Below are 13,871 nucleotides of genomic sequence, written 5' to 3' on the forward strand. Positions count from 1 at the left end.
GCGAAGCCCGGGGCCGGCTGCGGGGCGGCGGGCGCGGCGGGCTCCTCGTCGGCCACCTCGCCGCCGAAGTTGCGCAGCAGCGCCTCGAGTCCGCCGTCGAAGCCCTGGCCGACGGCGGCGAACCGCCAGACGTCCTTGAGGTAGAGGTCGGCCAGCATCACGGCGCGCTCGGTGGAGAACTCGGCTCCGGTGAAGGCGTACCGCGCCACTTCCTCGCCGCCCGCGACGATGCGGACATAGCCGGAGGAGACCTGCGACATCTGCCCGGCGCCGTCGATGGTCGCGGTGAGCGACAGCTTGTGGATCTGCGACGGCATGCGGTCCAGCGTCACCCTGAACGACTGGGTGTCCCCGGCCTGTTCGCCGAGCAGCTGGATGGCTTCCTCGGGCGACTTCGGCTGGTTGTAGAACACGAAGTAGCGGTCGTCCGAGAGACGCTCGTCGGCGTCCAGACCGAAGCAGCTGATGTCGAAGCCCAGCCCGGGCCCCTCGATCCGCACGCCGACGTAGAGGTCGGTACCCGCTGTGAGATCACTGATTTTGGCCTTGTGGCCGCGTTGGAATTCCCTGGCCATGCGTGTACGCCCGTCCCCCATCCCGTTCCCGAAAGGTGCTGGGTCAGGCTAGCCCGGAATTCGCAGGACCGGACACCTCGGGACAGAGCCGCTACGAAACGCGGACGATCTCAGTCCGACTCGCCGGGTCTCGCCGCGGGCAGATGCGGCAACCGTTCCGCGGCCACCACTCCTTCGAGGTACCCGCGGGCGCGCTCGGTGCGGGGGTACGTCTCCAGCAGCCGCCAGAAGTCGGGGCCGTGCCCGGGTACCAGCAGGTGGGCCAGCTCGTGGAGCAGGACGTAGTCGACGACGTACTCCGGCATGCCCTGCAGCCGGTGGGAGAGCCGGATGCTGCCCTCGGCGGGCGTGCAGGAGCCCCAGCGGCTGTTCTGGTTGGTGACCCAGCGGACCGTGGCCGGGCGGGCCCGGCCCGAGAGGTACTGCTCGGAGAGCAGGGCCGCGCGCCGGCCGAGGTCGGAATCGTCCAGGGTGCGCCGGCTCTCCTGGGCGGCCAGCTTGTCCAGCATCACCCGCACCCAGCGCCGCTCCTCCGCCTCGGACATGCGGGCCGGGATGAGCACGACGGTGCGGTCGCCCTCCCGGTACGCGGAGACGGTGCGGCGCCTGCGCGTGCTCCTGCGGACCTCCACCGCGTCCGCCGAGGACCTCCTTGGGGGCGCGCCCGAGGGACCGCGCTGCTGCGTGAAGGCACTGGGGGAAGGGTCGGAGGGCACCCCTCGACGTTACCGCCTGCGACCGGGGACGTCCCCGGTCCGCGCCGACATCCGGTATGACATCCACACCGGACGAGGCCGCCGTTCTTGCCGCCGTTCTTCCGATCGGTACGACAAGTCCCTGGTGCCTGTGGACAACTCCCGACGCCCGTACGGCACATCGGGGCATGCTGTCGGTCGACGGCCCGTTCCGGGTCGTTCCGCGCCGTTCCGGGTCGATCCAGTGCGTTCCGGATCGTTCCGGTGGATTCGGTCACACACGTCCGTGAAGGGGTTGGTCGTCGTGCATCCCAGGGTCAAGCCCGCGCTCCGTCGCGGCTGGCGCGATCTGGACACGGTGCAGTTCGGGATGACCCCGGCGCACGCGATGACGCTCGGGCCGGTGGACACGGTGACCGGCACCTTCCTCGACCTGCTCAACGGCACCCGCGGCATGGGGCTGCTGCGTGAGGAGGCGGTGCGCATGGGGCTGCCGGAGGACCACGCCGACCGGCTGGTCGAGCGTCTCTCGGACGCGGGCCTGCTGGACGACGCCACCGGTGGCGGGGCGGGGGCCGACTCGCTGCGCGAGCGCCCGCACGCCTTGGACCGGCTCCGCTCCGACCTCGCCTCCCTCTCCCTGACGGCGCCCGCTCCCGGTGACGCGGCACGGCGGCTGGCGGCCCGCCGCGCGCTGCGTGTGCAGGTGCGCGGTGTGGGCCGGGTGGGCGCGGCCCTGGCCGCGCTGCTGTCCGCGGCCGGCGTGGGCGAGGTGGACGTGCGCGACGGCGGCTGCGTCGAGCCGTGGGACGTGGCCCCCGGCGGTCACCCGCCGGGCTCCGTCGGCGAGCGCCGCTCCGACGCCGCGCGCCGTCTGGTCCGCGACGCCGCCCCCGAGCGCCCGCCGCGCCGGGGCGCTCCCTGCCCGTTCCGTGACGACACCGGCTTCGCGCTGGTGCTGCTCACCCCGCGGGACGACCTGGCCGTCCACTCCCCCGACCCCCTCGACTCCGAACCCCTGCTGGCGGCGGGCATCCCGCACCTGTACGCCGGGGTGGTGGAGGCGACGGGCGTGGTGGGCCCGCTGGTCCTGCCGGGCGAGACGCCGTGCGCCGAGTGCCTGCAGCGGTGGCGGGTGGAGCGGGACCCCACCTGGCCCCGGCTCCTCGCGCAGTGGCGCTCCCGCCGGCCGAGGACGCCGCCCGCCTGCGACGTGGCGCTGGCCGCGGCGGTCGCGGGGACGGCCGCGGGGCACGCCCTCGCCTTCCTCGACGGTCTCTCCGCCGCCGGGGCGCCGCACGCGGCGGGGGTGCGCTGGGAGGCCGCGCTGCCCGCGCTGCGCTGGCGTGCCCGGGAGGTCGCCGCGCATCCGGACTGCCCCTGCGGGGCCGCGGGGCAGACGGTCCTGGAACTGTCCGGGGCGGCGGGGCAGTCACAGGTCACAATGACTGAGCAGAGGCCGTCGGCCGAGTCCTGCCATCGGGCGAACCGGACGCGTCGGCCCGGGACTTGGAGGGCGCATGTCTGATCTTCCCCGGAAGGCGGTCACCCGGACCGCCAAACTCGCCGCGCTCCCCCTGGGCCTCGCGGGCCGGGCCACCTGGGGGCTGGGCAAACGGATCGTCGGCGAGTCCGCCGAGCTCGTGGGCCGCGAACTCCAGCAGCGCACCGCCGAGCAGCTGTTCAAGGTGCTCGGCGAACTCAAGGGCGGTGCGATGAAGTTCGGGCAGGCCATGTCCGTCTTCGAGTCGGCCCTGCCGGAGGAACTGGCCGGTCCGTACCGGGCGGCGCTCACCAAGCTCCAGGAGGCCGCTCCGCCGATGCCCACCCGCACGGTCCACGCGGTGCTGCGCGAGCGCCTGGGCGAGGACTGGCGGGACCTCTTCCAGAAGTTCGACGACACCCCCTCCGCGGCCGCCTCCATCGGTCAGGTGCACCGAGCGGTGTGGCAGGACGGGCGGGAGGTGGCGGTGAAGGTGCAGTACCCGGGTGCGGGAGAGGCGCTGATCTCCGACCTCACGCAACTCGGCCGGTTCGCACGGCTGCTGGGGCCGCTGGTGCCCGGCATCGACGTCAAGCCGCTGATCACCGAGCTGCGGGAGCGGGTCTGCGAGGAGCTGGACTACGGCCTGGAGGCCGAGGCCCAGCAGGCCCACGCCGAGGAGTTCGCCGGCGATCCGGACGTGCTGGTGCCGGCCGTGGTCCACCACTGCGACCAGGTGCTGGTCACCGAATGGATCGACGGCACGCCCCTCTCGGAGGTCATATCCGACGGCACCGAGGAACAACGGGACCGTGCCGGGCAGTTGCTCGCCCGTTTCCTCTTCTCCGGTCCGGCGCGCACCGGACTCCTGCACGCCGATCCGCACCCCGGCAACTTCCGGCTGCTGACCGGGGGTTCGGACGATCCGGAGGACTGGCGGCTGGGCGTGCTGGACTTCGGCACGGTGGACCGGCTGCCGGGTGGGCTGCCCGCGCCCATCGGTGAGGCCCTGCGGATGGCGTTGGACGGGGAGGCCGAGGCGGTCCATGCCCGGCTGTGCGCCGAGGGCTTCGTGAAGAAGACCGTCGAGCTCGATCCGGAGGCGGTGCTGGACTACCTGATGCCGATCATCGAGCCGGCGCGGGTCACCGAGTTCGCCTTCAGCCGGGGATGGCTGCGGGGGCAGGCGGGCCGCCTCGCCGACCCGCGGTCGCCCGCGCACCAGCTGGGGAAGCGGCTCAACCTGCCGCCCTCGTACCTGCTGATACACCGGGTGACGCTGAGCACCATCGGCGTCCTGTGCCAGCTGGGCGCCACGGTCCGTCTGCGGCACGAACTGGAGTCGTGGCTCCCGGGGTTCGCTCCGGCGGAGTGAGGGGGGCGGCACCCCGTGCCGGGCGCGACGCACTGCGGGGCCGCCCCCCGCAGGGAGCGGCCCCGTCGTCTCCGACTCGCGGCACCGCCTCGTGACGTCACCTCATGGCGTCATCGCTCATGGCGTCATCGCCTCACGGCGCCGTCGCGCCGTTCGCGTGTCGCGCCGTTCGCGTGTCGCGCCGTCGCGCCGCGGTGAGGCGGCGTGACGGTCGCGGCAGTCGCGGCGTCGCGGCGGTTACTGCATCACGGCGAGCGCCAGCGCGCGCCGGGCGCGCATCGACGCGCGCTCGGCCCGCCGCTGCATCCGCCGCGCGGCGAGGATGCGGAGCCCGGGCCGAGCGAGCTCGGCCTCGCGCATCCGCTCGTGCATATGCGCACGCGCGAGGGCTTCTGGGATGAGTTGCATTTCTCGGGTCCTGTTCTGACGCACCTCGGGCGCGCCGGTGTAAGGGAAGTCTCGGGTGGTGGCAGGCAGGGAGCCTGCGGGCTGCTCGAAGATGGACAGCTTCATCGGGGCCTGTTTCCGGGGGTCGTGCGTGTGGGGAGCGTCGATGGTGCGGGGGCCGGTCATGCCGCGACCGGGTTCTTGCGCGGACGGCCACGCGGCCGCTTGCGGGCGACCACGACGCCCTGGACGAACAGCTCGCCGCCCCAGACGCCCCAGGGCTCACGACGCTCCTTCGCGCCGGCGAGGCAGGCGTCGACCAGCGGGCAGGTGCGGCACAGCGACTTGGCGTACTCGACGTCGGCCGGGGACTCGGCGAAGAAGACCTCGGGGTCGTTGGAGCGGCACGGGACCGGGGTGCCGAGGCCCTCGATGGCGTCGTCGAGAGCGGTCAGGGTGATGAGCGGAGTCAAGGAAAGGTCCTCCGTGAGGCCGGGCGGGGAAGTGGTGTCGGAAGGCGGTACGGACGGGGCGTGCGCTTCGAGTTGCACGGGGTTTCTTCCTCGTCTGGTGTCGTCCGGCCGGTCGGCCGGTGGTGGGTACCGGTTGTTCTTTTGTCCCGAGGTCCTTCGGTCCGTCTCCCTGATCAGGGAAAACAGAAGGGCCGCGGATCCCTGATGGGGTTCCGCGGCCCTGAAGGCGCCGGCCTGAGAAATCAGGCTGGTTCGCTCCAGGGTTCCGGCCCGCGGAGGGCCCACATCGTCTGGGGGTGGTTCATCGTCTGCTGGGGCTTACCGGCACCGGCCGCCGCGTAGCCGAAGGCCTGGGCCTTCGCCACTCCTGCTTCCAGTGCCTTGGTCGGTCGCTCCTCGCGGACGGAAATGCCCGCGTAGGCCGACTCGGACCGGCTGCCGAAGACCGGGGCGTCGAGCAGCAGTCCACCCTCGGCCTGAACGCCGCCGACCAGGCCGGAGCCGAGAACGGTGACGTCGGAGCCGGACAGCACGGAGACGGACACACCGGTGCCGCGGTCGAAGGCGTCGAGAGCGCACAGCGAGGCGACGAGATGATCGTTCTCCAGAGCGGCGGTGCCGAAGGCACGGGTGGTGCTGATGCCGGTGGTGTTGGTCTTGCTGATCACTTCAATCGCCTCCTCTCGGCGTCTTGGGGGACCGCGAACGGTCCGGCGGATACAGACGTCAGTACAGCACGGAACGGAAGCCTTTTTGGAGGCTTCGTGTTTCCGTGGTCTAGAACCTATGGGGGATCACACGGCGGGCGCAAACTATTTTTGCGACGACTTCGCAACGGTGTGTCGCGGAGCCGCTCAGTCCGCCTCCGGCGGTTCCTGACCGGCGCAAATGGCGAGCACGTCGGCTCCGTAACGGTCCAGCTTGCGCATGCCGACGCCGGGGATCCGCGCCAGCTCCACCGGGTCCTCGGGCACCGTCTCGGCGATGGCGATCATCGTCTTGTCGGTGAAGACGCAGAAGGCCGGCTGCCCGCTGCGGCGCGCCTGCACCTCGCGCCAGGCCCGCAGCCGCTCGTAGACGCCCTCGTCCATCTCGGAGGGGCAGTCCTCGCAGCGCATCAGCTTCATCTCGCCGGCGTCGGTGAGCGTGCGCCCGCAGACCTTGCAGCGGGCCACGGTGCGCCGCGTCCGCCGGGGCACCGCCCGCTCGGCGCGGGCGGCCGCCCGGACCTCGTCCGCGCCGCCCGCCGCCGCGGTGCCGTACTCGACGCCGCCGGCGCCCCCGAGGCCCGGGCGGGCACCCGCCGCGGAGCCGCTGCCGGGGCGCAGGCCGTCCAGGAAACGGCTGGGCCGCCGGTTGGGCCGGCCGCCCGGCGACCGGGAGAGGGCCCAGGAGACGTGCAGGTGCTCCCGCGCCCGGGTGACGCCGACGTAGAGCAGGCGGCGTTCCTCCTCGATCTGCTCGTCGGTGCGGGCGTAGGTGATCGGCATCATCCCCTCGGCCACGCCGACCAGAAGGACGGCGTCCCACTCCAGGCCCTTGGCCGAGTGCAGGGAGGCCAGGGTGACGCCCTGGACCGTCGGGGCGTGCTGGGCGGCCGCGCGCTCGTCGAGTTCGGTGACCAGGTCCGCGAGGGTGACCTGCGGCCGGGCCGCGGCGAAGCCCTCCGCGAGGTGGACCAGCGCGGCCAGCGACTCCCACTTCTCGCGGGCCGAACCGGAGCCGGCCGGCGGCGCGGGCGTCCATCCCTGGCCGGAGAGCACCGCGCGGACCTGCCCGGGCAGGTCGGAGGCGTCCCCGAGCAGCGCGTCGTTCCCGCCGAAGCGGGCGGCGGCGCGCAGCTGGTGGACGGCCTGGCGGACCTCCTGGCGTTCGAAGAACCGCTCGGCGCCGCGCAGCTGGTAGGGCACGCCGGCGTCGGCGAGCGCCTGTTCGTAGGTCTCGGACTGGGCGTTGGTCCGGAACAGCACGGCGATCTCGCCCGCCGGGACGCCCGAGGCGATCAGCCGTCGGATGGCGCGGGCGGCGCCTTCCGCCTCGGAGGGCTCGTCGGCGTACTCGGCGAAGGCGGGCTCGGGTCCGGACGGACGCTGCGAGACCAGCTCCAGACGGTGGTCGGCGGCCCGGCCGGTGGCCCGGCCGAGCACGCCGTTGGCGAGCCGTACCACCTGGGGCGTGGACCGGTAGTCGCGGACCAGTTTGACCACGGTGGCGCCCGGGTGGCGGGTGCGGAAGTCGAGCAGGTAGTCGGGGGTGGCCCCGGTGAACGAGTAGATGGTCTGGCCGGCGTCGCCGACCACGCAGATGTTCTCCCGCTCCCCCAGCCACAGTTCGAGCAGGCGTTGCTGGAGCGGGGAGACGTCCTGGTACTCGTCGACGACGAAGTGCTGGTACTGGGCGCGGACCTCGCGGGCGATGTCCGGACGGTCCTGGAGGATGCCCACGGTCAGCAGCAGGACGTCCTCGAAGTCGATGACGCCGCGGTCCCGCTTGAGCTCCTCGTACAGGTCGTAGACGCGGGCGATCTCCGCCGGGTCCCGGGGGGCCTCCCGCCCGGCCTTGGCGGCGGCGGCCGCGTAGTCGGCGGCGACGGTCTGGGTGACCTTGGCCCACTCGATCTCCGCGGTGACGTCCCTCAGCTCGCCGCGGTCGAGCCGGATGCCGCAGCCGGCGGCCGCCTCGGCGACCACCTGGATCTTGCGGTCCACGATCCGGGGCAGCGCCCCGCCCACCGCCTTGGGCCAGAAGTACTGGAGCTGGCGCAGCGCGGCCGCGTGGAAGGTGCGGGCCTGCACGCCGGTCGCGCCGAGCTGGCGGAGCCGGCCGCGCATCTCGCCGGCCGCGCGGTTGGTGAAGGTGACGGCGAGGACGGTGGAGGGCTGGAGGATGCCCGCGCGCACGCCGTAGGCGATGCGGTGGGTGATCGCGCGGGTCTTGCCGGTGCCCGCACCGGCCAGGACGCACACCGGCCCGTGCAGCGCGGTGGCCACGGCCCGCTGCTCGGGGTCGAGCCCTTCCAGCACCGCGTCGGCCGAGTCCGGGACGGCGGGGAAGAGGGAGGAGTGCGTTGCTGGTGTCACCCCGCCATGCTGCCAGGTCGCCCGGTGCGGATGAGGCGGCCGTCCACAGGGCACGGGTATTCGTCGTACGAATGCGGCGTAGCTCACCCGGTCCGGGGCGGCGGGAATGCCGGCCGTGCACGGGACGTTCACCGGGTGCGACAGACCGTCGTGCGACTGCCGTCCCCCATCTCCCCGAGGAGCGCGAAGCCCATGCCCGGCACTGTGACGATGTACAGCACCACGTGGTGCGGCTACTGCCACCGGCTGAAGAGCCAGCTGAGCCGTGAGGGCATCGCGTACGAGGAGATAAACATCGAGCAGGACCCGGAGTCGGCGCTCTTCGTCGAGAAGGTGAACGGCGGCAACCAGGTCGTGCCGACGGTCCGCGTCGTGCCCTCCGCGGGCGGTGAGGCGGTCGTGATGACCAACCCGAGCCTGGCCCAGGTCAAGCAGGCCCTCGGCGCCTGACCGCGCTCCTCCGCGACCCCCGTCCCGGCCGTCCCCGGCCGCCGGCGGGGGTTTCGCGTGTCCGGCGCCGCTCCCTCCTTGACCCTGCCGCAGCGTCAGGGTTTCTACTGGCCGTATGCGAACGGGAGAGCTTGCCGCCCTGGTCGGGGTGACCACCCGCGCCGTGCGGCACTACCACCAGGTCGGGGTGCTGCCGGAGCCGGAGCGGGACCCCAACGGGTACCGGCGGTACACGTTGCGCCATGCCGTGCTGCTGGCGCGGATCCGGCGGCTGACCGAGCTGGGGCTCGGCCTCGACGAGGTGCGGGACGTGCTCGCCGACGACGCCGGCCGTGAGCTGGCCGAGGTGCTGGAGGAGCTCGACGACGACCTGGCGCGCCAGGAGCGGCTGATCCGCGAACGCCGGGCGCGGCTCGCGGAGGTCCTCGTCGACGCCCGGGCCGGACGGCTCACCCCCGAGGGCCCCCTGTCCCCGCGGCTGGCCGGTCTCCTCGCCGCCGTCGGCGGGCCGGCCGGGTCGCCGACGGCGGCGCTGGACCGGGAGGTGCTGGCGCTGCTCGACACCGTCATGCCCGCCCAGCAGCGTGACCGGCTGGTGGAGACGCTGGGAGCCATGACCGCGCGGCCGGAGGTCGTGGAGCGGTCGCACGAGCTCTACCGGCGGATGGACGCGCTGCTGGACGTCCCGCCGGACGACCCCCGGGTCGTGGAGGCGGGCGAACTGATGGCGGACCTGCTCCCCGCGGAGCTCCTCGTCGAGTGGGGCGATGCGGAACCCGACACCGCGAGCGCGGAGGCCCTGCTGTCGGGGCTGTCCCCCGCGCAGCGGGAGGCGCTCCGGCACGGCCTCGCGGTGGCCGGACGCCGTGCGCGGGCGGCTTCTGCGGACGGAGCTCCGTCACGGCGGCCGGGCGGGCGCGCGGCGCGCGCGGCCGGTCCGGGGGGTGCGCGATGAGCCGGCGGTGGCTGCGGCGGGCCGCCTGGGCGGTGGTGCCCGCGGAGCTGCTGACGGTGGTGTGCCTGGCGGCCGGAGTGGACGTGCCGCTGCCGTTGCTCGTGGCCGCGGAGATCGCGGTGGCGGCGTTGCTGGTGGCGGAGGCCGTCGCGCTGCTGCGGCTGCGGCGCGCGGGGCTGTCGTGGCGTGAGGCGGCGGGCGAGCTGGTGCCCGAGCCGGTGCTGCGGCTGGCCGGACACGAGCTGCGGCTGTGGCAGAGCCTGGTCCTGTGGGTGCGGCGGGCCCGGCACGGTGTGCGGGAGGGGGACCTGGCGTTCGGCCACGCGCGGGGTGACGCGGCGATGATGTACGGGCTGCTCTTCGTCTGCCTGGTCGAGACGGTGGGGCTGTCGGTGCTGCTGGCCGACTGGCCGGCCGCGCACGCGGTGGTGCTGGTGCTCGACGTCCAGACGGTGCTGTTCCTGCTGGGCATGCGGGCTGCGGCGGTGGTCCGGCCGCACGTGCTGGGCGGTGGGGTGCTGCGGGTGCGCAGCGGCGCGCACCTGGACCTGGCGATACCGCTGGCGCGGATCGCGGCGGTGCGGCGCCGGTCGGCGTACTCGCACACCGGGAGGGAGGGGGAGCTGAACCTCCCGGTCGGCTCGCAGACGTCGATCGTGCTGGAGCTGGACGAGGCCGTGGAGGCGCCGCGGTTGCTGGGCGGCGGGCGGGCGGTCCGGGTGGTGCGGTTCCACGCGGACGAGCCGGACGCGCTGTACGCGGCGCTGGTCGGGGCGGTCCGGCCGCGCGGTGGGGCCGCCTGAGTAAGGCGGCCCCACCGCGCCGGAACCGTCAGGCGGCGGCCCGGGTGGGCAGCGGGCGGCCGTACCAGTTCTCGATGAGCCGGGCGGCGATGGAGATGCCGTAGGGCGGCAGGACCTCGCCGGAGGCGAACGCGGCGGTGAGCTCGTCGCGGGAGAACCACCGCGCCTCGCTGATCTCCTCGCCGTCGACCTGCGTGTGCGTCGTGGTCGCCCGCGCCATGAAGCCGAGCATCAGGCTGGAGGGGAACGGCCACGGCTGGCTGGCCACGTAGGAGACGTCGCCGATGATCACGCCGGCCTCCTCGAAGACCTCGCGCCGCACCGCCGCCTCGATGGACTCGCCCGGCTCCACGAACCCGGCGAGGGTCGAGAAGCGGCCCTCCGGCCAGTGCACCTGGCGTCCGAGCAGGATGCGGTCGTCGTCGTCGGTGACGGCCATGATGACCGCGGGGTCGGTGCGCGGGTAGTGCTCCGCCCCGCACTTGGGGCAGCGCCTCACGTGGCCGGCCGCGGCGATGACCGTCCTGCCGCCGCAGCGGGAGCAGAACCGGTGCAGCCGCTGCCAGTTCTCCAGCGCCACCGCGTGCACCATCAGCCCGGCGTCCCGGTCGGACAGCAGCAGGCCGGCCTCGCGCAGTCCCGCCGAGCGCGCCGACTGGTCCATGCGGCCGGGCAGCGAGTCCCGCTGGAGGGCGAAGTAGCGCACGCCGTCCTCGTCGGTGCCCAGGAAGTAGCGGTGGGCCTCGGTGAGCGGCGCCTCGAACGACGGCGTGGTGACCAGCTCGGTGCGCCCGTCCGGCGTCTCGTCGATGAGCACCTGCCCGCCGGAGACGACGAAGCAGCGCGTCGTGGGGTGGCTCCAGGCGGCGGCCAGCCATGCCTCGTCGAGCCGGTGGTGGGCGGCGCGGTCGATGCCGGAGGGCGCGGTCAGCGCGACCGGCGGCCCGGCGAGGCCGCCGGAGCCGGTCGTGTCGCCGGCGACGGCGTGGTCCTGACCGGCGGAGTCGTCGGCGGCGCGTTCGGTGGTCGATGCGGTCACGGCGGGTTCGGGCTCCCCCTGTGATGCGGCCGGCCCGCCTGCGGCGGCGGCCTGGGCGTCGGTGGTGTCAGCGGGCATCGCGCAGGCTCTCCGCGAGGTCGCCCCAGAGGTACGCGGCGGTCTCCACGCCCTTGACGAGAAGGTCCAGCTCGACCTTCTCGTTGGGCGCGTGCCAGCCGTCGGACGGCACCGAGATGCCGAGGAACAGCACGGGGGCGCCCAGCACCTCCTGGAGGTCGGCGGCGGGGCCGGAGCCGCCCTCCCGGGTGAAGCGGATCGGCTGCCGGAAGGCGCGGCCCATGGCACGGGCCAGGGACTGCAGCGCAGGGTGGTCCAGCGGCGTGAGGCAGGGGCGGGTGGCGCCGCCGGACTCGAGCTCGTGCCGGATCCCGGCCGGGATCCGCTCGGCGACCCAGTCACGGACCAGCTGCTCGATGCGTGCGGTGTCCTGTCCGGCGACCAGCCGGAAGGTCAGCTTGGCCATCGCCGACGACGGGACGATCGTCTTGCCGCCGGCGCCCTGGTAGCCGCCGCCGATGCCGTTGACCTCGGCGGTCGGGCGGGCCCAGATGCGCTCCAGCGTGGTGTAGCCGGCCTCGCCGGAGGCCGCGTGCGACTTGGCGGTGCGCAGCCAGCGCTGCTCGTCGAAGGGCAGCTCGGCGAAGAGGGCGCGCTCGCGGTCGGTCAGCTCGACGACGCCGTCGTAGAAGCCGGGGATCGCGACCCGGCCGTCCGCGCCGTGCAGGGCGGCGACCAGCCGGGCAACGGCGGTGGCCGGGTTGGGCACCGCGCCGCCGAAGGAGCCGGAGTGGATGTCCTGGTCGGGGCCGTGCAGGCGCACCTCGAACTCGGCGAGGCCGCGCATGCCGGTGCAGACGGTGGGGGTGTCCTCGGACCACATGCCGGTGTCGGAGACGATCACGGCGTCGGCGGCGAGCCGCCCGGCCCGCTCCTCGACGAGGGCGCGGAAGTGGGGGGACCCGGACTCCTCCTCGCCCTCGACCAGCAGCTTCAGGTGGACGGCGGGTGAGGTGCGGCCGGTGGCGGCGAGGTGGGCGCGGACCCCGAGCGTGTGGAAGTAGACCTGGCCCTTGTCGTCGGCGGCGCCGCGCGCGTACAGGCGGCCGTCCTTGACGACGGGCTCGAACGGGTCGGTGTCCCAGCCGTCCTCCCGGGCGGCGGGCTGCACGTCGTGGTGGCCGTAGACCAGCACGACGGGGGCGTCCGCCTCCTCGGCGGGCCACTCGGCGAAGACGGCCGGGGCGCCCGGTGTGTCCCAGACCTCGACGACCGGGAAGCCCGTCTCCTTCAGGGCGCCCGCCAGCCAGTCGGCGCTGCGCCGCACGTCACCGGCGTGCTCGGGCTGGGCCGAGACGGACGGGATGCGGAGCCACTGGGAGAGCTCCTCGAGGAACGAGGCGCGGTGCTGCTCGATGTACGTCTGGACGGCGCTGTCCAAGGTCTCGCTCATACCTTTGACCCTATCCGGCCGTACCCGTGGGCCGATGGGGTGAAGGAGTCCCGGGGCCAGTGGAACTGGACACTCCGGCCGCCTCGAACGCTCCACCTTCGCCCGATTCCTCCGGATCGTCCCCTGTCAGGAGGTGTTCCAGCTCCGCCCGGCCGGGCAGATCCGCCGGGCGGACCACCTCACCGGTGCGGACGTACAGGAAGGACGCTGTGACGGATTCCACGGGCACGCCCTGCTGCTCGGCCCAGGCCAGCCGGTAGACGGCCAGCTGCAGCGGGTCGGCGGTGGGGGCGCGGTGCGTCTTCCAGTCCACGATCTCGTACCGCACCTCCTCCCCCTCCGCGCCCGCCGTCGCTTCTGTCGCTTCCGTCCCCGGGGCCCCTTCCGTCACGCGGTAGACGGCGTCGATCCGGCCTCGTACCACCCGGCCGGCCAGGCCCAGCTGGAACGGCGCCTCGACGCGGTAGGGCGTGCGGCGGGCGTACTCGGTGCGTTCGAAGGCCTCCTTGAGCGCCTCCAGGTCACGTTCGTCCTCGATCTCGGCGTCCGTGCCGGGCAGCTCGTCGGGCTCCAGCATGGGCAGCCGCAGCGCCTCGAAGCGGGACTCCACCCAGGCGTGGAACCGGGTTCCGCGGCGGGCGGCCGGCTGCGGCGGCCGCGGCATGGGGCGGGCCAGCTCGCGGGCGAAGCCGTCCGGGTCCTCGTGCAGCCGCATCAGCTCGGTGGCGGTGAGGGAGGCGGGCAGCCGCACCTCGGTGACCGCCTGCCGGGCGATCAGGAGCTCCTCGGCGAGGGCGTCGAGGTCGCGGTCCCAGGACGCGACGGCGCGCGCCTCCTCGGGCGTGAGCGGCTCGGCGAACTGGTGGGGCACGAACGGGACGGGCGGCGCGGGGGGCAGCGTGTCGCCGTCACGGTCCGCGGGCGCGTCGTCGCCGCCGTACGGGTCCGGCTGCGTGTCGTCCCGGCCGTACGGGCCCGGCGGCAGGTCCTGCTGGTACGGGTCCGACGGCAGGGTGTCGTGCTCGTACGGGTCCGGCGGCAGGGTGCCGTGGTCGTAGGGGTCCGGGGGGAGGGCGTCGTCGTAC

Annotated in this window: 14 protein-coding genes; 5 read left to right on the forward strand and 9 right to left on the reverse strand. The window is 73.9% G+C overall.

The annotated features are described in order from the left end of the window. Together ACOV8S_RS15080 and ACOV8S_RS15085 are read right to left on the reverse strand one after the other, a co-directional pair. A partial coding sequence (locus ACOV8S_RS15080) for a TerD family protein (protein WP_448318337.1) occupies positions 1 to 575 on the reverse strand: 575 nt, incomplete at its 3' end. A gap of 110 nt (positions 576 to 685) precedes the next feature. Then, entirely contained in the window at positions 686 to 1,291 is a 606-nt protein-coding gene (locus tag ACOV8S_RS15085; RefSeq protein ID WP_448318338.1) for a M48 metallopeptidase family protein, read from the reverse strand. A gap of 283 nt (positions 1,292 to 1,574) precedes the next feature. On the opposite strand from ACOV8S_RS15085, the gene ACOV8S_RS15090 reads away from it, so the two are divergent. Together ACOV8S_RS15090 and ACOV8S_RS15095 are read left to right on the forward strand one after the other, a co-directional pair. Then, the gene (locus ACOV8S_RS15090; RefSeq protein ID WP_448318339.1) at positions 1,575 to 2,798 is read left to right on the forward strand and encodes a ThiF family adenylyltransferase; all 1,224 of its coding nucleotides are present in this window, start codon (positions 1,575 to 1,577) and stop codon (positions 2,796 to 2,798) included. After that, positions 2,791 to 4,128: an ABC1 kinase family protein gene (locus ACOV8S_RS15095; protein WP_448318341.1), complete on the forward strand. Its 1,338-nt coding sequence runs from the start codon at positions 2,791 to 2,793 to the stop codon at positions 4,126 to 4,128. Before ACOV8S_RS15090 ends, ACOV8S_RS15095 begins: the two co-directional genes overlap by 8 nt. 237 nt (positions 4,129 to 4,365) lie before the next feature. Here ACOV8S_RS15095 and ACOV8S_RS15100 read toward each other — a convergent pair whose 3' ends face one another. The 4 genes from ACOV8S_RS15100 to ACOV8S_RS15115 all read right to left on the reverse strand — a co-directional run bounded on the left by ACOV8S_RS15100 (position 4,366) and on the right by ACOV8S_RS15115 (position 8,122). Next, positions 4,366 to 4,701 carry a hypothetical protein gene (locus ACOV8S_RS15100; RefSeq protein ID WP_448318342.1) on the reverse strand — a complete coding sequence of 112 codons (336 nt, stop codon included), beginning with the start codon at positions 4,699 to 4,701 and terminating at the stop codon, positions 4,366 to 4,368. Continuing rightward, a complete protein-coding gene (locus tag ACOV8S_RS15105) occupies positions 4,698 to 5,066 on the reverse strand; it encodes a WhiB family transcriptional regulator (RefSeq protein WP_351114859.1) in 369 nt (122 codons plus the stop codon). The genes ACOV8S_RS15100 and ACOV8S_RS15105 overlap by 4 nt, the downstream gene beginning before the upstream one ends. Positions 5,067 to 5,230: 164 nt before the next feature. Further along, positions 5,231 to 5,656, reverse strand: a complete 426-nt coding sequence (locus tag ACOV8S_RS15110; protein ID WP_448318344.1) for a hypothetical protein — start codon at positions 5,654 to 5,656, stop codon at positions 5,231 to 5,233. A 186-nt stretch (positions 5,657 to 5,842) separates the two neighbouring features. Further along, positions 5,843 to 8,122, reverse strand: coding sequence for an ATP-dependent DNA helicase UvrD2 (locus ACOV8S_RS15115; RefSeq protein ID WP_448318345.1), 2,280 nt, complete (start codon positions 8,120 to 8,122; stop codon positions 5,843 to 5,845). Positions 8,123 to 8,260: 138 nt separating this feature from the next. Between ACOV8S_RS15115 and ACOV8S_RS15120 the strand changes: the two genes are divergently transcribed. The 3 genes from ACOV8S_RS15120 to ACOV8S_RS15130 all read left to right on the forward strand — a co-directional run bounded on the left by ACOV8S_RS15120 (position 8,261) and on the right by ACOV8S_RS15130 (position 10,276). Beyond that, positions 8,261 to 8,518 carry a mycoredoxin gene (locus tag ACOV8S_RS15120; RefSeq protein WP_351114854.1) on the forward strand — a complete coding sequence of 86 codons (258 nt, stop codon included), beginning with the start codon at positions 8,261 to 8,263 and terminating at the stop codon, positions 8,516 to 8,518. Positions 8,519 to 8,633: 115 nt separating this feature from the next. Continuing rightward, positions 8,634 to 9,473, forward strand: a complete 840-nt coding sequence (locus ACOV8S_RS15125) for a MerR family transcriptional regulator (RefSeq protein WP_448318348.1) — start codon at positions 8,634 to 8,636, stop codon at positions 9,471 to 9,473. Beyond that, a complete protein-coding gene (locus ACOV8S_RS15130) occupies positions 9,470 to 10,276 on the forward strand; it encodes a hypothetical protein (RefSeq protein WP_448318349.1) in 807 nt (268 codons plus the stop codon). Before ACOV8S_RS15125 ends, ACOV8S_RS15130 begins: the two co-directional genes overlap by 4 nt. A 28-nt stretch (positions 10,277 to 10,304) precedes the next feature. Here ACOV8S_RS15130 and nudC read toward each other — a convergent pair whose 3' ends face one another. The 3 genes from nudC to ACOV8S_RS15145 all read right to left on the reverse strand — a co-directional run. Then, positions 10,305 to 11,207: an NAD(+) diphosphatase gene (nudC, locus tag ACOV8S_RS15135; protein WP_448318868.1), complete on the reverse strand. Its 903-nt coding sequence runs from the start codon at positions 11,205 to 11,207 to the stop codon at positions 10,305 to 10,307. A gap of 175 nt (positions 11,208 to 11,382) precedes the next feature. Beyond that, positions 11,383 to 12,786 carry a dipeptidase gene (locus ACOV8S_RS15140; RefSeq protein WP_448318350.1) on the reverse strand — a complete coding sequence of 468 codons (1,404 nt, stop codon included), beginning with the start codon at positions 12,784 to 12,786 and terminating at the stop codon, positions 11,383 to 11,385. 10 nt (positions 12,787 to 12,796) lie between these two features. Then, positions 12,797 to 13,871: PD-(D/E)XK nuclease family protein (locus tag ACOV8S_RS15145; RefSeq protein ID WP_448318351.1), on the reverse strand; the 1,075-nt coding region annotated here is incomplete at its 5' end.

Source organism: Streptomyces sp. CO7, from assembly GCF_053474865.1.

Coding starts and splice junctions, on each gene's coding strand:
- ACOV8S_RS15095 (WP_448318341.1), top strand. CDS start 2,791: ATGTCTGATCTTCCCCGGAAGGCGGTCACCCGGACCGCCAAACTCGCC.
- ACOV8S_RS15100 (WP_448318342.1), bottom strand. CDS start 4,701: ATGACCGGCCCCCGCACCATCGACGCTCCCCACACGCACGACCCCCGG.
- ACOV8S_RS15120 (WP_351114854.1), top strand. CDS start 8,261: ATGCCCGGCACTGTGACGATGTACAGCACCACGTGGTGCGGCTACTGC.
- ACOV8S_RS15125 (WP_448318348.1), top strand. CDS start 8,634: ATGCGAACGGGAGAGCTTGCCGCCCTGGTCGGGGTGACCACCCGCGCC.
- ACOV8S_RS15140 (WP_448318350.1), bottom strand. CDS start 12,786: ATGAGCGAGACCTTGGACAGCGCCGTCCAGACGTACATCGAGCAGCAC.
- ACOV8S_RS15130 (WP_448318349.1), top strand. CDS start 9,470: ATGAGCCGGCGGTGGCTGCGGCGGGCCGCCTGGGCGGTGGTGCCCGCG.